Below are 17,018 nucleotides of genomic sequence, written 5' to 3'. Positions count from 1 at the left end.
CGCTTTTCGCATCTTCCTCCGATGCGGCGATTCAGGGGACGAGTTCCGCCTCGATCCAGCCGCGCAAGCTGTTGACGAAGGCCAGCGCGGTCACGCGCGAGAGCTGCTCGCGCCGCACCGTCTGCTCGACCAGCGAGCCCTCGGCCAGCCGCTGCGCGCGCCCGATGCCGGGCAGCAGGCCGCAGCGCAGCGGCGGCGTGACCCAGCGGCCGTCGTCCAGGCGCAGCGCGATGTTGCCGCGCGTGCATTCGGTGAGTTCGCCCTCGGGGTTCCACAGCAGCGTGTCGAAGGCCTCGGGCAGGGTCGGCGCGAAGGCCTCGTAGTGCGCGCGGCGCGTGGTCTTGAAGCGCGTGAACTCGCTGTGCGCCTCGTCGAAGGGGCGGTCGGCCAGCTGCAGCTTCACGCGGTGGGGCGCAGCGCCCATTTCATGCGCTTCGGCGCGTGGCAGCCCCTGCGCATCGAGCAGCAGGCGCACGCGCCAGGTGCCTTCGGCACGCGCATCGCGCAGCGATTGCAGCGCTGCCTCGACGCGTGCGGCATCCCAGGGGAAGCCGAAGTGGGCGGCCGCGCCGGCCATGCGTTCGATGTGCAGCGGCGCATCGCGCAGCATGCCGTCGACCAGCGCCAGCGTTTCGAGCAGTTCGAAGCCGGGCGCTTCGGCGACCGCGGCCGTGCCCAGGAAGGCCCGCTTGTGGCCCCACTCGGCCCATTCGGCGTCGGCCGTGGCATCAGCCGTGATGCCGCTGCCGATGCCGCAGCGCGCCTGGCCGCCGCGCAGCGTCACGGTGCGGATCGGCACGTTGAAGGTCGCATGCCCGCCCGGCCGCAGCACGCCGACCGCGCCGCAGTACACGCCGCGCGGCGCCTGCTCGAGCTCGTGGATCAGCCGCATCGCCGCCACCTTGGGCGCGCCCGTGACCGAGCCGCAGGGGAACAGCGCGTCGAACACATCGACCAGCGAGGTGCCGGGCCGAACCGCTGCTTCCACGTCCGAGGTCATCTGCCACACGGTGGGCAGCGCCTCGGTGTGGAACAGCCGCGGCACGCGCACCGAGAACGGTTGCGCGATGCGCGACAGGTCGTTGCGCAGCAGGTCCACGATCATCACGTTCTCGGCCCGCTCCTTCGGCACGCTGCGCAGCCGCTGCGCCTGGGCCTCGTCCTCGGCCGGCGTGGCGCCGCGCGGCGCGGTGCCCTTCATCGGGCGCGCGAGGATGCGCTCGCCGTGCCAGTCGAAGAACAGCTCGGGCGACAGCGACAGCACCTGCTCCTCGCCGCTGTCGATGAAGGCCGCGTAGCCCGCGGGCTGGTTGCGGCGCAGCGCGGCGAACAGGGCCAGCGGGTCGCCGACGTATTCGCCGAGCAGCGGCGCCGTGTGGTTGATCTGGTAGAGGCCACCGGCGGCGATCGCCGCGTGGATGACTTGCATCTGCCGATCGAAGTCGGCGCGCGAGAGGCTGTCGCGCCAGGCGATCGGCGGGCTGGAGGGAGAGGGCGGGGCCTCCTCGGGCCAGGGCACGGCCTGGTCGTGCACGCCGAACCACGCTAGCGCACTGCCATCGCCCGCATGCGTCTCGAACGCGGCATCGAAGGCCGCGGCGGCCTCGTAGCGCAGGTAGCCCACGCACCAGTGGCCCGCGCGCGCCAGCGCCTCGGCCTGCGCGAGCACGGGCCGCACCTCGGCCAAGCTGTGCGCCACGAGCGTGCGGGAAGGGGCGCCGAACGCCAGGCGCAGCCGTTGCGCGCCATCGGTGCGCGGGTCGGCGAAGTCGATCAGGGTGGACACGATGGGTCTTGGGAAAGGGCAGCGGCGCCCGCTGGCGCCGCGTACCGGTCAGCGCGGTGCGGAGGGCGAAGGCGAGAGCGGTGGCGGCGGTGGCATCGCGGGGCCGGCCGGCGCACCGGCGCCGCGCGCCAGCGCCCGCTTGCGCACCGCGTAGATGTTGTTGCGCAGCGCATAGAGCTCGTCGGCATACGACAGCGGCACCGCCACGCGGTTCACCACGCGGTCGAGCTCGTCGAGCTCCTTCGTGAGTTCGGCCGGATCGCCGCGCTGGCCGTCGACCTTGCCCTCGATGTCGCGCAGCCGCGCATACCAGCGGAACACGCGGCGGCGCACGCGGAACTGGTAGAGCGGCGGCACCACGCGGCTCAGCGGCAGCATCAGCACCAGCAGGCCGCCGAGCACCAGCCACATGCGCTCGATCAGGTTGCTGGCCCAGAACGGCAGGTAGCGCTGCCAGAACGGCGGCGTGCCGTTGATGGCGCGGTCGCCCTCGGGGCTCACCGGCAGTTCGCTGGTGCGGGTGTTCGGGAAGTCGCGCGGCCGGTTGAACCAGCCGGCACCGCCATGCAGGTGCTGCGCGGCCTGCGCGAACAGCTGGCGCAGCGCGGGATGGGTGTCCTCGCGCGACAGCAGCGAGGTGGTGGCGGCCAGCAGCGACACGTCGCCGGCCGGCAGGTCCTTCGACAGGTCGACCACGCCGCGCGGCAGGGTCACGGCCGAGAGGAAGGGGAAGCGCCGCGTGTACGCATCGGCCTGCACGAAGTCCATGAGCCGGATGTCGTTCGCGCGCAGCAGCCGCTGCACCTGCGGCGACTGCGGCGCCGACGACAGCACGATCGCATCGAGCAGCCCGGCCTGCAGCGCCTCGGCGGCCGCGGCCTGCTCGAGGTTCGACAGCAGCAGCGCGTCGGGCGCGAGCCGGTTGGCCTCGAGCAGCCGGCCCATGAGTTCGGGCAGGCCGCTGCCGGGCATGTCGACGTTGACGCGCAGGCCGCGCAGCTGGGTCAGCGAGGTCAACGGAATTGGGGCGGGGGGCGTGGCGGGTGGTGGTGCCGCGGCCTTCTTGCGCTCGGCGCCATGGCGGCCCTTCGCGGCTGCCTTGGCCGCCTTCTTCGCCTTCTCGGCCTCCGCCGCCTGCTGCGCGATCACGCTGTCGGGCGCGCGCGTGATCGCGTCGGGCCGGTAGAACAGCCAGATCGGCTCGAAGAACAGGCTGCCGAGCGAACTGAGCCCGGCCTCCTCGTCGGCCACCGGGTCGGCGCTGCCGCCGCGCACGAAGCCCACGTCGGCCTCGCCCTTGCGCAGCAGCTCGAGGTTCTCCGACGAGCCCGAGGTCGGCTTGAGCGTGACCTCGATGCCGCTGAGCTTGAGCGACTCGGCATAGCGCTTGCCGAACTGCGCGTAGGCGCTGCCCGTGGGACCGGTGGCCAGCGTGACCTGCTTGGGCGGCTGCGGCTGCAGCCACCAGTAGGCGGCGATCAACAGGCCGATCACGAGGAACAGGATCGGGCCGGCGGAGGCGATCAGGTCGCGGATCGACAGCAGGATCAGCTTGAGGGTTCTCGGGAAGGCCATGGTGTCTCGCTCGTGGGGTCAGCGCGGCGCGGTGCCGAGCTCGGCGGCCGAGGGGATGTGCAGTTCGCCGACCGTCACCGAGCGCGCCGCCAGCACCGCGCGCAGGGTGGCGCGCGCGGCGACCTCGGCCGCCATGGTGCTGAGCACCGTCATGCCCGGGCCGTCGGCCGCCAGCGGCACGCGACCGGTGGCGAGCGCGAACAGGGTGTCGCCGTCGCTCATGGTGTGCACGGGGTTGATGGCGCGCGCCAGACCGTCGTGCGCCACGGTCGCGAGCCGGTTGGCCTGCACCTTGGTCAGCACCGCATCGGTGGCGATCACGCCGATGGTGGTGTTGGTGCCGGCCAGCAGCGGCTTGGGCAGCTCGCCGCGCAGCAGGGCGCGGCGCGTGTCGAGCAGCGCGCGGCCGTCCTCGGTGCGCGCGCCGGCCACGGGCAGCGCGGTATCGGGATCGATCACGTCGCCGAGCGAATTGACCGCGATCAGCGCGCCGACCGTGACGCCGCCGACCGTGACCGAGGCGGTGCCGATGCCGCCCTTCATGGCGCGCTGCACGCCGAACAGCTTGCCCACGAGCGCGCCGGTGCCGGCGCCCACGTTGCCCTCGGCCGGCGCGTCGCGGCCCGCGGCCTCGCAGGCGGCATAGCCGGCCGCGGCATCGGGCCGGATGCGGGCATCGCCCATCGGCAGGTCGAACAGCACCGCGGCGGGCACGATCGGCAAGGTGCCGAAGCGCACGTCCATGCCCACGCCGCGCTCCTCGAGCCAGCGCATCGCGCCCTCGGCCGCGGCCAGGCCCCAGGCGCTGCCGCCCGCGAGCATCACGGCGTGCACCTGCTGCACCAGGTTGCCGGGCGCGAGCAGGTCGGTCTCGCGCGTGCCGGGCGCGGCGCCGCGCACGTCGACGCCGGCCACCGCGCCTTCGCGCGTGATGATCACGGTGCAGCCGGTGGGGCGGCGGGTGTCGGAGAAGTGGCCGACCTCGATGCCGGCGACGTCGGTGATGGCACCGTCGGAAGAGGAGGGGGAAGCGTGGGAAGGCGTGGCGGACATGGCGGCCGATTATGGAACCATGCCGCGTGGCCCCTACGATGGGCGCCATGACAGTTGAAAGAAGTGGTTTCCAGTCCGGTGCGCGGCGCCATGCGGTGGTGATCGGCGCGGGCGCCGTCGGCAGCGCCACCGCCATCGAGGCCTTGCGCGCGGGCCTGCGCGTCACCGTGGTCGAGCCGGGCGAGCCCGGCGCGCCGCAGGCCACCAGCTACGGCAACGCGGGCTGGCTCTCCTCGCATTCGGTGGTGCCGCCCGCGCTGCCCGGTGCGTGGCGCAAGGTGCCGGGCTGGCTGGCCGATCCGCTCGGCCCGCTGGCGGTGCGCTGGCCCTACCTGCCGCGCGCGCTGCCCTGGCTGCTGCGCTACCTGGCCTCGGGCGCCACCGAGGCGCGCGTGCAGCGCATCGCCGACGCGCTGCGCACCTTGCTGGTCGACGCGCCCGCGCTGCATGCACGGCTGGCGGCCGAGGCCGGCGTGCCGCAACTGATCGAGCAGCGCGGCCTGCTGCATGCCTACCGCTTGCGCGCCGAGTTCGAGGGCGATGCGCTGGCCTGGCGCGTGCGCGCGCGCACCGGCGTGCGATGGAGCGAGTTGAATGCCGACGAACTGCGCCGGCAGGAGCCCGACCTCGATGCGCGCTACACGCTCGGCATCCACGTCGGCGAGGCCGGCCACTGCCGCGACCCCGGCGCCTACGTGGCGGCGCTGGCCGCGCATGCGCGTGCGCTCGGCGCCGAACGCGTGGCCGCACGCGCCACCGGTTTCCGCATCGAGGGCGGGCGATTGCGCGCCGTGCGCACCGAAACCGGTGAGATCGCCTGCGACACCGCCGCGGTCTGCGCCGGCGCGCGCTCGGGCGCCCTGGCCGCCGCGGCCGGCTCGCCGGTGCCGCTGGAATCGGAGCGCGGCTACCACGTCGTGCTGCCGAAGGCCGCGGTGGGCCCGCGCACGCCGGTGATGGTGGCCGACGGCAAGCTCATCGCGCACTGGATGAACGGCGGCCTGCGCGCCGCCGGCCAGGTCGAGATCGCGGGGCTCGAGGCCGCGCCCGACTGGCGCCGCGCCGAGATCCTGCACGCGCACCTGCGCTCGATGTTTCCCGCGCTCGCCGACGCGCCGCCCGCCGAGGCCGAGCTGCAGCGCTGGCTCGGCCATCGCCCGAGCCTGCCCGACGGCCTGCCCTGCATCGGCCCCGCCGCCGGCAGCGCCGACGTGGTGCTGGCCTTCGGCCATGGGCACGTGGGGCTGTGCGGCTCGGCGCGCACCGGGCGGCTGGCGGCGCAAGCGATGGCGGGGCTGGCGCCGGAGATCGCGCTGGCGCCGTTCGATCCGAGGCGCTTCGGGGCGTAGCGTGGCTCGCCGTCAGGCGGCCGAAGAGGGCCAGCCCGCGGGGTCGCGGCGCTGATGCATGCAGCTCAGCACCACCACGCGATCGAATTCGACGAGATAGAAGACGGAATAGGGGAAGCGCCGCAGGTGGGCCCTGCGAACGTCTTCCCAGACCAGCGGCGCGCCTTCAGGCTGTCGCGCGATCCGGTGCACCACGGCCTCGACGCTGCGCGCGAACTCCGCACCCAGGCCGGCGCGCTGCATGTCGTACCAGCCCTGCGCTTCCTGCACCTGACGCAGCGCGCTTTCCCGAAAAACGATGTCCAGCAAGGTCAGAGCTTCAGCGATGCCTTGACCTGATCCCAGGGCACGACCGCCTGCGGGTCGGCACGATGCTCGGCGCGGCGGCGTGCGACCTCTTCCTGTTCGCGTGCGCTCAGCCTTTGCGATTCGGCATCGCGCGCCACGCTGTCCCACAGTTCTTCGGCTAGCTCGATGCGTTCCGCCATGCTCAGCGAAGAAAGAGCCTGCTGCAGATCGGAGCTTCCCAATTCGATCTCCCGAAAGTGGATCAACGCATCATTCTAGGCAGGCGTGCCCAAAGCCCTAACAGGCTGTTGAATTTCTCCGGGGAACTGCTGGTTCGGGAAGAGACTGATGCTGGTACGGTTGAAGTGACGCAACGACGTGGGGTGATACCGATGCGCGGATCAGATGGGATGCAGGAAGGCCTGTTCACGCTGGCCAAACTTGATGACTTCGTGCCGCCAGACCATCCGCTGCGAGCCATCCACGGGCTGGTCAATGAGGCACTGGTCGGCTTGAACGGTCTGTTCAACACGATCTACGCCGAGACTGGGCGAGCGTCGATTGCCCCCGAGAAGTTGCTACGGGCAATGCTGATCCAGGTGTTCTTCTCCGTGCGCAGCGAACGGCAACTGATGGAGCAGGTTCGCTACAACCTGCTATTTCGTTGGTTCATCGGGCTGGCCATCGATGACGAGGTCTGGGACCACTCAGTCTTTTCCAAGAACCGTGATCGCCTGCTGGAGCACGCTGTCGTCGAGAGCTTCTTCGCCCAGGTGATGCGACTGGCTGACAAGCGCAAGCTGCTGAGCAAGGAGCACTTCTCGGTGGACGGCACGCTCATCCAGGCTTGGGCCAGTCACAAGAGCTTCTTGCCCAAGGACGGCGACGGGCCCGGGGCGGGTGGCGGCCCCGCAGGTCGCAACCAGGAGCGCGATTGGAAGGGCCGACCACGCAGCAACGATACGCACCAGAGCAAGACAGATCCGGATGCCAGACTGTTCCGCAAGGGCGCCAGCACTGCAGCGATCCTGGCGTATCAAGGCCATGTGCTGATGGAGAACCGCAACGGTCTGGTTGTTGGCGCGGTGGTTACGTACGCCGACGGCTACGGCGAGCGCTCGGCAGCATTGGCGATGCTCGACACCGTCCCCGGAGCACACCGTAAGACGGTCGCAGCCGACAAGGGCTACGACACGCGAGACTTCATCGCCGACTGCCGCAAGCGCGGCGTGACGCCGCACGTGGCCAGCCACACGACGCGTTGGGGTGGCAGCGCCGTCGATGGACGAACGACTCGTCACGCCGGCTACGCTGCCAGCCAGGTCGTGCGCAAGCGCATCGAAGAGCACTTCGGCTGGGCGAAGACGGTCGGGAGGATACGACAGACGATGTACCGCGGACTCCAGCGTGTCGACCAGCAGTTCAAGCTCACCATGACGGCCAGCAATATCGTGCGGATGGCTCGAATGCTGTGCATTGGGCCTCAAAGGGCTGTGCAATGAGCCCACGAACGGCCCCCTGCCCGACGTGTGGCGCACGTGCGCAAAGCCTCATCGGTCCAAACCGACAGCCAAGCCCTGGCCAATTCGGCTTCAACCGCCTGATCAAGCTAACCAATCGACGTTTGCAACGTCGAATTTCAACAGCCTGCTAAGGCCCTCAGTTCGCAGGCGCGATCGACAACACCGTGAGCGCCCCATCGACCTTGTCGGCCGTGAACTGCACCTTGTCGCCGGGCTTGACCTGCGTGAGCAGCGCAGGGTCCTTCACGCGGAAGACCATGGTCATGCCGGTCATCTCGAGGTTGGGGATGTCGCCGTGGCGCAAGGTGATCTTGTTCGCCTCGGTGTCGATCTTGCGGACCTCGCCCTCGACGGGCGGCAGGGCCGTCTGCGCGAAGGCGACGGCGGCGAACAGGAGGGCGCCGAGGGCGGCGAGCGATTTCTTCATGGTGATCGGTCTTTCTTGCAGGGTGATCGGAGGATTCATCGGTAGCTCTGGAACACGCGCGTGCCGCCATCGGCCAGCACCAGCAGCACGTCGTAGGGATCGCGCTGGTTGCCATAGGCCGGACCGTCCATGCCCGGCGAGCCGACCGGCATGCCGGGCACGGCGAGGCCCACGGCCCTGGGCTTCTCCTTGAGCAGGCGCTGGATCTCGCGCGCGGGCACATGGCCCTCGATGGCGTAGCCGCCGACCTGGCCCGTGTGGCACGAGCCCAGCTTCTCGGGCAGGCCCAGGCGCTTGCGCGCGGCCGCGTTGCCTTCGTCGTGCACGCGTGTGGCGAAGCCGTTCCTGTTGAGGTGCTTGACCCAGTCCTGGCAGCAGCCGCAGTTCGGGTCCTTCCAGATCTCGACCATCGGCGCCGCGGCGCGCGCCGCCGGTGCGATGAAAGGCAGGGCGGCGGTGGACGCCAGGGCCAGCATCAGTCGTCTTCTTTGCATGGGAGTTCCTTTCGGGATTTCAGGATTGGCCGGCGGCGGGCAGCACGCGGACGCGGCCGGCCATGCCGAGTTCGTAGTGGTCCTTCACCAGGCAGGCGAAGTCGAAGTCGCCGGCGCGGTTGAAGGTCCAGACCAGCTCGCCGGTCTGGCCCGGCAGCACATGCGCCATCCAGGGCTCGTCGTGCTCCATGCCGGGGAATTTCTTCATCATGGCCGCGTGGGCCTCGATCTCGGCTGTGGTGCCGAGCACGAGTTCGTGCAGGTCCTTGCCCTTGTTCTTCAAGCGCAGGCGCAGCGTGTCGCCTTCGCGCACCTCGATCACCGAGGGCGTGAACGTCATGTCGTCGGCCATCGCGATGTCGATGGTGCGCTTCACGGCACCGGGCTTGCCGACGATGCCCCAGGGCTTCTGCTCGGGCGCGAGTTCGGCCGCGCCCTTGGGCCTGGCGACGTGGTTCTCGTGCGCCGGCGAGGCGGTGGCGAAGGCCGCGAGCGCGAGGCCGGCGGCGGCGAGCTTGAGTGTCTTGTTCATGGATGGAACTCCAAAAAAATGAAAGGGAATGAAGCGGGTTCAGTGCTGGTGTGCGCCGTGGCCTGAAGGCTTGCGCACGCTGGCATCGGGCTCGGCGGCCGATGGGGCCGGTGCCTTCGCGCGCGGGGCCGGCGGCACGTTGGCGTTGGGCACTTCGCGCGCGACAGTGCCCGGCGGATGCCTGAACCAGCCCGGGTCGCGGTAGTCGCCGGGCTTCTGGTCGCGCCGCACCTTGAGCAGCGTGAACATGCCGCCCATCTCGGCCGAGCCGAACGGCCCGGTGCCGGTCATCATCGGCACCGTGTTGTCGGGAATGGGCATCTCCATCTCGCCCATGTCGGCCATGCCCTTGTCGCCCATCACCATGTAGTCGGGCACCAGCTTGCGGATCTTCTCGGCCACGCCCTTGTGGTCCACGCCGATCATGGTCGGCACCTCGTGGCCCATCGGCCCCATCGTGTGGTGGGCCTTGTGGCAGTGCAGCGCCCAGTCGCCTTCCTCGTCGGCGATGAACTCCATCTGCCGCATCTGGCCCACCGCCACGTCGACCGACACCTCGGGCCAGCGCGCGGTGCGCGGCACGGGGCCGCCGTCGGTACCGGTCACCTCGAACTCGTGGCCGTGGATGTGGACCGGGTGGTTGGTCATCGTGAGGTTGCCCACGCGGATGCGCACGCGGTCGCCGCGGCGCACGTTGAGCGTGTCGATGGCCGGGAACACGCGGCTGTTGAAGCTCCAGAGGTTGAAGTCGGTCATGGTGCTGACCTTGGGCGTGGCGCTGCCGGGCTCCACGTCGAAGCTGCCGAGCAGGAAGCAGAAGTCGCGATCGACCTTCTCGATCAGCGGGTGATCGGCCTTCGGATGCGTGACCCAGAAGCCCATCATCCCCATCGCCATCTGCACCATCTCGTCGGCATGCGGGTGGTACATGAAGGTGCCGGGGCGGCGCGCCGTGAACTCGTAGACGAAGGTCTTGCCCGGCGGAATCTGCGGCTGCGTGATGCCGCCCACGCCGTCCATGCCGTTGGGCAGGCGCTGGCCGTGCCAGTGCACGGTGGTGTGCTCGGGCAGCCGGTTGGTCACGTAGATGCGCAGCCGGTCGCCCTCGACCACCTCGATGGTCGGTCCCGGCGACTGGCCGTTGTAGCCCCACATGTTGACCTTGAAGCCCGGCGCCATCTCGCGCACCACCGGCTCGGCGACCAGGTGGAATTCCTTGACGCCGGCGTTCATGCGCCAGGGCAGGGTCCAGCCGTTGAGCGTGACGACGGGGTTGTAGGGCCGGCCATTCGGCGGCACCAGCGGCGCGGCCGTGGCGGTGGAGCTCTGCGAGACGGGTTCGGGCAGCGCGGCCATCGAGACGCGGCTGACGGTGGTGGCGGCCACGGCCGTGGCGGCGCCCGCGAAGAAGTTGCGGCGGTTCATCTCAATGTCCTCCCGCCGCGGGGGCGTCGCTGGCGGCCGCGGTCTGCAGCGCCGTCATACCGCCGGGCGAACTGCCCGTGAGCACCAGTTGCAGGTCGGTGTCGGCCAGCCAGAAATCGCGCTGGGCCTCGATGCCGGCGTTCACCGCGAGCATGCTCGCGCGCGTCTCGGCGAGCAGCTCCCACACGCTCGCGAGCATGCCGTTGTAGCGCAGCACCATCTCCTCGTTGACCTTCCTGCGCAGCGGCAGCACCTCGTCGCGGTAGCGCCGGGCCAGGCCATAGGCGGTGTTCCAGCCGCGCCAGGCCTCGCGCGCCTCGCTCGCGGCCAGCACGCCCACGTCGCGCACGCGCGCGGCCGATTGCAGGTACTGCGCCTCGGCGCGGCCGGTGCGCGCCTGGCCCCAGTCGAACAGCGGCAGCGGCAGGTCGAGCTCGAAGCCGCGCTGCGTGGCGCGCGAACGGTCGGCGTCGTTCTCGAAGGTGGTGTTGCGCACCACGCCGAGCTCCATCGCGTTGATGACGCGCGTGGCATGCACAAGGCCCAGCGAATCGGCCACGGCCGTGTTCTGCGCCTGCGCCGAGCGCACGTCGAGCCGGTCGCGCAGCGCGCGCGCCTGCACGTCGCCGAGCTCGGGCGCGGCCTGGGGCAGCGGCGGCAGGCGGTCGGGCAGGGTGTAGGCGGTGCGCTCCCCGGCGAGGCCCAGCAGCCGCGTGAGTTGCTCGCGCGAGGCCACGGCGGCCTGCTCGGCGCGCGCGAGCTGCGCCGCGGCATCGGCCAGCAGCAACTGTTCGCGCGTGCGCTGCAGCGCGCTCCAGTTGCCGACCTGGGCCATGCGGCGCGCGAGCTCGGCGCCGGCCTCGGCCGCCTCCCTGGCATCGCGCAGGTAGACCACGCTCTGCTGCGCCGCCACCGCGCGCACCCAGGCGCGGCGCGTGTCGGCGGCCAGCAGCAGCACGCTCTGCGCGGCCTGCAGCTTGGCGGCCTCGTGGCGCTGGCCGGCCCAGCGCGCCTGCCATGGCAGCGTGACCAGGCCGATCACGTTGAAGCTCAGCATGCGCTCGAGCTCGCGCTCGCGGCCCTGCGCCAGCCGGCTGAACGAGAGCACCGGGTTCGGCAGGCTCGCGGCCTGCACGCGGTCGGCGTCGCTCAGTTGCAGGGTGGCGAAGGCGTCCTGCACGCGCGGGCCGTTGACGAGCGCGATGCGCACGGCGGCCTCGGCGTCGAGCGGCCTGGCGAGCAGCGCATCGACGCTTTTCTGCGAGGCCCCGTCGGGCATGCGCTGGGCCAGCTGGCCCGCCATCAGGGGATTGCCTGCGACCAGGGCCTGCACGTCGGCCGTGCCGCCGTCGGGCGAGAGGCTGGCGCAGCCGGCCAGGAACAGGGCACTTGCGAATGCGAGGGCGCGCCGGGGCAGCGCGTCAGTTGTTCGACAGCGAAAGGGAAAGGGGCCGGCCAGGTGCCGGCGAACGATAGGGTTCACGCTCGATCTCCATGAGCAATACGATCGACGCCGCGAGCCGGCAAGGGCTCACCGCGGACGGACTACGGGCAGGGAGATCAGGAAATGGGCGGCTTCAAGCCCAGGAAGGGCTCGGTGCTCGCGAAGCGAGCCGCCGGGGCCGCGGGGGCGGCCTGGGGGGCATCGTGCGCGATGCCCCCGAGTTCGGTGCCGCCGAGTGCCACCGAGTGGCAGACCTGGCAGGCGGTGCAGGTGCCGCAGCCCTGGTGGCTGGCGTGGTCGCTGTCGCTGCCGTCGCCGTGGGTGTCGGCCATCGCGTGCTCGGCGTGCGAGGCGTTGTCCATGGCCGTCATGGCCATGTCGCCGGCCTCGTGGCAGTGCGCCTCGGTGGCCGCCTGTGCCACGCCGGCGACGGCCTCGGCCGCGGGCATCGCATGCCGCACCATCTCGATCGCCATCGCGTCGCCGAGCCAGCCGCGAACCGGCAGCAGGGCGATCATGAGGGCGAGGAACAGGGTGCGCATGGAGGGCCGATGATAAACCGCGTGCCTCAGCCGCCGAGCTGCGCGCGGGCCTTGTCCACCCACAACGACAGGTTGTCGAGCAAATCTTTCTGGCTGAACGAGCAGCTTTCCTCACTGAACAGCGCGCTCGATTCGAGCCGGTCGAGCAGGTTCAGAAGCACCTCGCCATAGCGCGGCGGCAGGGCGGCCAGCAGCGCGGCGCTGCCGCGTGCCTGGTCCGACAGCAGGCCGGCGGGGCCGCCGCCTTGGCGGCGCAGCGCGTCGATGTGCCCGGCGATGGTGTCGAGCTGTTGCAGCGCGGCGCTCACGAGGCGCTCCTTCCCGAGGGCGGCAGCGGCAGCCCGCGTTCGCGCACCAGGTCGCGCAGCACGTCGGGGTAGTCGGTGATGATGCCGTCCACGCCCAGGTCCATCAGCCGGATCATGTCGGCGCGCTGGTTCACGGTCCAGGGCAGCACCTTCATGCCGAGGCCCTGCGCCTCCTTCACCTGCGCCGCGTCGAGGTCGGCGAAGGCCGGCGACCAGACGAGCGGACCGCCACTGTTGCCGGCCGCGGCCTTCACGAGCTGCGGCGTGGAGCCGAAGCCCGCGGCATCGAGCCCGGCGGTCCAGCGCTTGTCCTTCAGCGTGCGCGGCGTGCTCAGGTAGGCGCGCGACAGTTGTGGCGCCAACTGGCCCACCAGCGCCAGCGTGCGCCAGTCGAAGCTCTGCACGGTCACGCGCTCGGCCATCTGTGCCTTGTCGATGACCGCCAGCAGCGCGCGCACCATGGGTTCGGGCGCGGCCGTCTCGTCGGGCTTGGTCGGATCGATCTTGGTCTCGATGTTGAAGCGCACGGTGGCCGCGGCCGGGCCGCGCGCGCGCACCAGGTCGAACACCGCCTCGAGCGTGGGGATGCGTTCGCCGTCGCGCGGCAGCTGCAGCGCGAACTGGCGGCCATAGCTGCTCGAGGGATTGAGCCGGCCCACGTCGTAGCCCTGCAGCTGCGCCAGCGTGAGCGAGCGGATCGTGGGTCCGCTGCGGCCGTTCGCGGGCGCGAGCCACTGGCCGGCGGCATCGCGCGTGTGGTCGGGGTTGAGGGCCGTGTCGTGCGACACCACCACCACGCCGTCGGCGCTCAGGCCGATGTCGAGCTCGAGCGTGGTCACGCCGAGGTCGATGGCGTTGGAGAAGGCCGCCAGCGTGTTCTCGGGCGCGAGGCCGCGGCCGCCGCGGTGGGCCTCGAGGTCGAAGCGCGTGCGCGGCGTGGGCGCGAAGCCGGTGCAGCCCGCGGCGAGCGCGGCGGTGGCGCCCAGGGCGAGCAGGAGCGTGCGTCTGCGATGTGTCATTTGAGTTGCACCTTGATGCCGTCGGCGAGCACCGTGATATCGCCGATCTCGTAGGTCTTGCGCCCGACGGTGAGTTCCTCGGGCTTGAAGGTGCGCAGCGGCTGGCCCTGCAGCAGTTCCTGCGCCACCAGCGCGCCCACGCGCTGCAGCCGCTCGCCATCGCGCCCGCCCAGGCCCTGCAGCTCGATGCGCTCGGCCTTGGGCTGGTCGAGCCGCACCGCGCGCGTGGCGGCGTCGTACTTGAGCGCGCTGCTGACCGCCACCGTGCCCTGCACCGGCGCGCCGCCGAGCAGCGGGCTCGCGATGGTCAGCGTGGCGGTGATCGCGGCGCGGTTGGTGCCCGCGTCCAGGCCCAGCTGCGGATCGCGCAGCCCGACCGTGAACAGCTCGGCATAGCGCTCGGCCACGGGGAAGCGGCGCGCGATCTGCGCCTGCAGCTCGTCGCGGCTCGCGGTGTATTCGCTGGTGAAGAAGTTGAAGCCCGCGAAGGCGGCGAACGGCGCCTGGAGCGCTGCGGCGCCGAGCAGGGCGCCCAGCGCACGGCGGCGGGTAGGGCGGATCGGGGAGGAGGGCATGGAGCGGCGGCTTTGCATGGCGGTGGGAGCTTGCCACAGGCGCGCGAGTTCGCGCCTGATTGGTTGCAGGACGTCACCGGCACCGCTGGCCGGACAGGGCCCGTTCAAGCATGCAACAGGTCTTGCGGCAACCCGCTCACGAACTCCGCGAAATCGCTGCCGCCGATCGAGATGTGGACCAGCATCGCCGCCTGCGCCTCGGCCGGATCGCTGCGCAGCAGCGCCTCGGTGATGGCCGCGTGCTCGCGCGCCGAGCGCTGCATGCGGCCCGGCGAATCGAAGCGGTTGGCGGTGTAGGCGGCGCAGCGGGTGCGCAGCGCGCGGATCTGGTCGACCAGCGTCTCGTTGCGGCAGGCCGCGTAGATCAGGTCGTGGAAATGGTCGTTGGCATCGCGGTAGGCCAGCGCGTCGTCGAGCGCCGACGCCTCGGCGCAGGCGGCCAGCGCCTCTTCCAGCGCCTTCTTCTCGGCCGGGCGCATGCGCTTGGCGGCGAACTTGGCGGCCGCGCCCTCGAGCTCGCCGAGCAGCTCCAGCAGCTCGCGCAGCAGCTGGATCGACAGCCGTGGCACCGAGGCGCCGCTGCGCGGTTCCATCACCACGAAACCCTGGGCCGCCAGCTGGAGGATGGCTTCGCGGATCGGGGTGCGCGAGACCTCGAAACGCTCGCTGAGTCCGCGCTCGTCGATGGGCTGGCCGGGCTGCAGCAGGCCGCTGGCCAGGCTTTCGATGATCGACAGGCGGATCGATTCGGCCAGCGTCGGGCTGGCAACGGGGCTTCTACCGGGTTGCATACGGATGTGATCTGAAAATATACTGAACTCGTTTATAAATATTTAAACGGAGACGTGTGGTGTTTTCAAGACTGCTTTGGAAGGTCGTGGTGGCCGGTTCTGCATTTCTGCTGGGTGCGCCCGGATTTTTGCATGCGCAGGAAAGCTGGTCGCCGACCCGCCCGCTGCGGCTGGTGCTCGGCTACACGCCCGGCGGCGCGGCCGACGCGGTGGCGCGCGACCTCGCGCCGGTGATGGAGAAGGCGCTGGGCCAGCCGGTGGTGGTGGACTACAGGCCCGGCGCCGGCGGCGCGATCGGCGCCGAGGCCGTCAAGACCGCCGCGCCCGACGGCTACACCCTGGGCCTGATCGACGGTGCGCCGCTGACCATCATCCCGAACGCGCGCAAGGTGCCCTACGACCCGCGCAGCGACTTCAGCTACCTGGGCGTGGTCTCGAAGTCGCCGCTGGTGGTGCTGGTGAATCCCTCGGTGCCCGCGCGCACCCTGCCCGAGCTGCTGGCGCTGGCGCGCGCGCAGCCGGGTCAGCTGGCCTATTCCAGCTCGGGCAACGGCACCATCCACCACCTGGCGGGCGAGCTGCTCAAGGCCGCGAGCCACAGCGACCTGATGCACGTGCCCTACAAGGGCGCGGCGCCGGCCATGAACGACCTGATGGGCGGCGCGGTCGCGGTCTCGTTCGCCACCATCGCGCCCGCCGTGCCGGTGGTGCAGGGCGGCCGGGCCCGCGCCATCGCCGTGACCTCGGCGCGCGAGGTGCCGGCGCTGCCGGGCGTGAAGACCGTGGCCGCGCAGGGCCTGCCGGGCTACGACGCGCAGGGCTGGTTCGTGCTCGCCGCGCCCAAGGGCCTGCCGGCGCCCGTGGTGCGACGGCTCAACGCGGCGCTCAACGCCGCCCTGCAGACGCCCGCGGTGCGCGAACGCCTCCTGGCCACGGGCAGCGACATCGAGGCCGGCCCGCCCGAGGCGGCCGCCGAGCTGGTCGCGACCGACTTCCGCAAGTGGGGCCAAGTGATCCGCGAGCAGCAACTCCATTTCGATTGACCCGCCCCTTCCCCTTTTTTCTCTTCCTCTCCAAGGACCTTCACGCATGACCACGACCCTCCAGGATCCCGCGGCCGACACCGCCGCGCCGCCGGTGCTCGCCATCGACGGCGCCGTCGCCACCATCACGCTGCGCCGCCCCGGCAGCCACAACCGCATCGAGCCCGACGACCTGCCGGTGCTGCGCGCCTACCTGCGCCAGCTCGACGCCGATCCCGCGGTGCGCGTGATCGTGTTCGCGAGCACGGGCAAGAGCTTCAGCTCGGGCTTCGACCTCTCGCGCCTGGGCAAGGCCGCCGCCACCGGCGAGAACCTGTTCGAGCAGTTCACCGACGAGATCGAGAACGCGCGCGCGGTCACCATCGCGCGGCTGCACGGGCCGGTCTACGGCGGCGCCACCGACCTCGCGCTGGCCTGCGACTTCCGTCTCGGCGTGCAGGGCATGCGCATGTTCATGCCGGCCTCGCGCCTGGGCCTGCACTACTACGGCCACGGCATCCGCCGCTGGGTCTCGCGGCTGGGGCTCGGCGCGGCCAAGAAGCTGTTCCTGACCTCGCGCGCGATCCAGGCCGAGGAGATGCTGCGCGTGGGCTACCTCGATGCGCTGGTCGCGCCCGAGGCGCTCGATGCCGAACTGCGCACCTGGCTCGACGAGCTGCTCGCGGTGGCGCCGATCCCGCTGGTCACGATGAAGCGCACGCTCAACGAGACCGCGCGCCAGCAGTACGACGAGGCCGCCGCGCAGCAGGCGCATGTCGCCAGCCTGCGCACGCGCGACCTGCACGAGGCCCTGGCGGCCTTCGCCGAGAACCGCGCGCCGCGCTTCGAGGGCCATTGAGCGTGG

The 17,018-nt window shown here is 71.2% G+C and carries 19 protein-coding genes; 4 read left to right on the top strand and 15 right to left on the bottom strand.

Annotated features, from left to right (window positions below):
* Positions 1-31: 31 nt before the first annotated feature.
* Genes pabB through R0232_RS24530 form a run of 3 tightly spaced genes read right to left on the bottom strand, consistent with a single transcriptional unit; the run spans position 32 to position 4,414 of the window.
* Positions 32-1,786, bottom strand: coding sequence for an aminodeoxychorismate synthase component I (pabB, locus tag R0232_RS24540; RefSeq protein WP_431509719.1), 1,755 nt, complete (start codon positions 1,784-1,786; stop codon positions 32-34).
* 48 nt (positions 1,787-1,834) lie between these two features.
* On the bottom strand, positions 1,835-3,361 hold the full coding sequence (locus R0232_RS24535) for a TAXI family TRAP transporter solute-binding subunit (protein WP_431509718.1): 1,527 nt from the start codon (positions 3,359-3,361) through the stop codon (positions 1,835-1,837).
* Positions 3,362-3,379: 18 nt separating this feature from the next.
* On the bottom strand, positions 3,380-4,414 hold the full coding sequence (locus R0232_RS24530; protein ID WP_431509717.1) for a P1 family peptidase: 1,035 nt from the start codon (positions 4,412-4,414) through the stop codon (positions 3,380-3,382).
* A gap of 47 nt (positions 4,415-4,461) precedes the next feature.
* Between R0232_RS24530 and R0232_RS24525 the strand changes: the two genes are divergently transcribed.
* Positions 4,462-5,763 (top strand): NAD(P)/FAD-dependent oxidoreductase, encoded by a 1,302-nt coding sequence (locus tag R0232_RS24525; RefSeq protein WP_431509716.1) that lies wholly within the window; start codon positions 4,462-4,464, stop codon positions 5,761-5,763.
* 12 nt (positions 5,764-5,775) lie between these two features.
* Here the strand turns inward: R0232_RS24525 and R0232_RS24520 are convergent, their stop codons facing one another.
* Both R0232_RS24520 and R0232_RS24515 read right to left on the bottom strand, forming a co-directional pair.
* Complete coding sequence (locus R0232_RS24520; protein ID WP_431509715.1) at positions 5,776-6,072, bottom strand: type II toxin-antitoxin system RelE/ParE family toxin; 297 nt, start codon at positions 6,070-6,072, stop codon at positions 5,776-5,778.
* Positions 6,073-6,074: 2 nt separating this feature from the next.
* Positions 6,075-6,317, bottom strand: coding sequence for an addiction module protein (locus R0232_RS24515; protein WP_177239217.1), 243 nt, complete (start codon positions 6,315-6,317; stop codon positions 6,075-6,077).
* Between the two features lie 126 nt (positions 6,318-6,443).
* On the opposite strand from R0232_RS24515, the gene R0232_RS24510 reads away from it, so the two are divergent.
* A complete protein-coding gene (locus R0232_RS24510; protein ID WP_431512875.1) occupies positions 6,444-7,553 on the top strand; it encodes an IS5 family transposase in 1,110 nt (369 codons plus the stop codon).
* A gap of 157 nt (positions 7,554-7,710) precedes the next feature.
* Here R0232_RS24510 and R0232_RS24505 read toward each other — a convergent pair whose 3' ends face one another.
* From R0232_RS24505 to R0232_RS24460, 10 genes are all read right to left on the bottom strand, one after another.
* Positions 7,711-8,001 (bottom strand): copper-binding protein, encoded by a 291-nt coding sequence (locus tag R0232_RS24505; RefSeq protein WP_093340032.1) that lies wholly within the window; start codon positions 7,999-8,001, stop codon positions 7,711-7,713.
* A 35-nt stretch (positions 8,002-8,036) separates the two neighbouring features.
* Positions 8,037-8,495, bottom strand: a complete 459-nt coding sequence (locus tag R0232_RS24500) for a DUF411 domain-containing protein (protein WP_431509714.1) — start codon at positions 8,493-8,495, stop codon at positions 8,037-8,039.
* 19 nt (positions 8,496-8,514) lie between these two features.
* Positions 8,515-9,027 carry a cupredoxin domain-containing protein gene (locus R0232_RS24495; RefSeq protein WP_431509713.1) on the bottom strand — a complete coding sequence of 171 codons (513 nt, stop codon included), beginning with the start codon at positions 9,025-9,027 and terminating at the stop codon, positions 8,515-8,517.
* A gap of 39 nt (positions 9,028-9,066) precedes the next feature.
* Positions 9,067-10,452, bottom strand: coding sequence for a multicopper oxidase family protein (locus R0232_RS24490; RefSeq protein ID WP_431509712.1), 1,386 nt, complete (start codon positions 10,450-10,452; stop codon positions 9,067-9,069).
* 1 nt (position 10,453) lies between these two features.
* Positions 10,454-11,935 (bottom strand): TolC family protein, encoded by a 1,482-nt coding sequence (locus tag R0232_RS24485; RefSeq protein ID WP_431509711.1) that lies wholly within the window; start codon positions 11,933-11,935, stop codon positions 10,454-10,456.
* Positions 11,936-12,012: 77 nt separating this feature from the next.
* Positions 12,013-12,438: a hypothetical protein gene (locus R0232_RS24480; RefSeq protein WP_431509710.1), complete on the bottom strand. Its 426-nt coding sequence runs from the start codon at positions 12,436-12,438 to the stop codon at positions 12,013-12,015.
* Between the two features lie 26 nt (positions 12,439-12,464).
* Positions 12,465-12,716, bottom strand: coding sequence for a hypothetical protein (locus R0232_RS24475; protein WP_371268778.1), 252 nt, complete (start codon positions 12,714-12,716; stop codon positions 12,465-12,467).
* 26 nt (positions 12,717-12,742) lie between these two features.
* Complete coding sequence (locus R0232_RS24470; protein WP_431509709.1) at positions 12,743-13,765, bottom strand: glycerophosphodiester phosphodiesterase; 1,023 nt, start codon at positions 13,763-13,765, stop codon at positions 12,743-12,745.
* Complete coding sequence (locus tag R0232_RS24465; protein ID WP_431509708.1) at positions 13,762-14,340, bottom strand: DUF1439 domain-containing protein; 579 nt, start codon at positions 14,338-14,340, stop codon at positions 13,762-13,764. The genes R0232_RS24470 and R0232_RS24465 overlap by 4 nt, the downstream gene beginning before the upstream one ends.
* Positions 14,341-14,444: 104 nt before the next feature.
* Entirely contained in the window at positions 14,445-15,131 is a 687-nt protein-coding gene (locus R0232_RS24460; RefSeq protein WP_431509707.1) for a GntR family transcriptional regulator, read from the bottom strand.
* Between the two features lie 59 nt (positions 15,132-15,190).
* On the opposite strand from R0232_RS24460, the gene R0232_RS24455 reads away from it, so the two are divergent.
* Both R0232_RS24455 and R0232_RS24450 read left to right on the top strand, forming a co-directional pair.
* Positions 15,191-16,174, top strand: a complete 984-nt coding sequence (locus R0232_RS24455; RefSeq protein ID WP_431509706.1) for a tripartite tricarboxylate transporter substrate-binding protein — start codon at positions 15,191-15,193, stop codon at positions 16,172-16,174.
* A 46-nt stretch (positions 16,175-16,220) separates the two neighbouring features.
* A complete protein-coding gene (locus R0232_RS24450; protein WP_431509705.1) occupies positions 16,221-17,012 on the top strand; it encodes an enoyl-CoA hydratase/isomerase family protein in 792 nt (263 codons plus the stop codon).
* The last annotated feature ends 6 nt before the right edge of the window (positions 17,013-17,018 follow it).

The sequence above is a fragment of the Variovorax sp. DAIF25 genome (assembly GCF_050711835.1).
Lineage (GTDB): Bacteria > Pseudomonadota > Gammaproteobacteria > Burkholderiales > Burkholderiaceae_C > Variovorax.
This window is presented reverse-complemented; position numbering and strand designations above follow the sequence as displayed.

What these genes read in the sequence shown, in the direction of transcription:
- R0232_RS24510 (WP_431512875.1), top strand. Translation starts at nt 6,444, where the DNA reads ATGCGCGGATCAGATGGGATGCAGGAAGGCCTGTTCACGCTGGCCAAA.
- R0232_RS24530 (WP_431509717.1), bottom strand. Translation starts at nt 4,414, where the DNA reads ATGTCCGCCACGCCTTCCCACGCTTCCCCCTCCTCTTCCGACGGTGCC.
- R0232_RS24480 (WP_431509710.1), bottom strand. Translation starts at nt 12,438, where the DNA reads ATGCGCACCCTGTTCCTCGCCCTCATGATCGCCCTGCTGCCGGTTCGC.
- R0232_RS24465 (WP_431509708.1), bottom strand. Translation starts at nt 14,340, where the DNA reads ATGCCCTCCTCCCCGATCCGCCCTACCCGCCGCCGTGCGCTGGGCGCC.
- R0232_RS24525 (WP_431509716.1), top strand. Translation starts at nt 4,462, where the DNA reads ATGACAGTTGAAAGAAGTGGTTTCCAGTCCGGTGCGCGGCGCCATGCG.
- R0232_RS24500 (WP_431509714.1), bottom strand. Translation starts at nt 8,495, where the DNA reads ATGCAAAGAAGACGACTGATGCTGGCCCTGGCGTCCACCGCCGCCCTG.
- R0232_RS24535 (WP_431509718.1), bottom strand. Translation starts at nt 3,361, where the DNA reads ATGGCCTTCCCGAGAACCCTCAAGCTGATCCTGCTGTCGATCCGCGAC.
- R0232_RS24505 (WP_093340032.1), bottom strand. Translation starts at nt 8,001, where the DNA reads ATGAAGAAATCGCTCGCCGCCCTCGGCGCCCTCCTGTTCGCCGCCGTC.
- R0232_RS24460 (WP_431509707.1), bottom strand. Translation starts at nt 15,131, where the DNA reads ATGCAACCCGGTAGAAGCCCCGTTGCCAGCCCGACGCTGGCCGAATCG.
- R0232_RS24495 (WP_431509713.1), bottom strand. Translation starts at nt 9,027, where the DNA reads ATGAACAAGACACTCAAGCTCGCCGCCGCCGGCCTCGCGCTCGCGGCC.
- R0232_RS24450 (WP_431509705.1), top strand. Translation starts at nt 16,221, where the DNA reads ATGACCACGACCCTCCAGGATCCCGCGGCCGACACCGCCGCGCCGCCG.
- R0232_RS24470 (WP_431509709.1), bottom strand. Translation starts at nt 13,765, where the DNA reads ATGACACATCGCAGACGCACGCTCCTGCTCGCCCTGGGCGCCACCGCC.
- R0232_RS24490 (WP_431509712.1), bottom strand. Translation starts at nt 10,452, where the DNA reads ATGAACCGCCGCAACTTCTTCGCGGGCGCCGCCACGGCCGTGGCCGCC.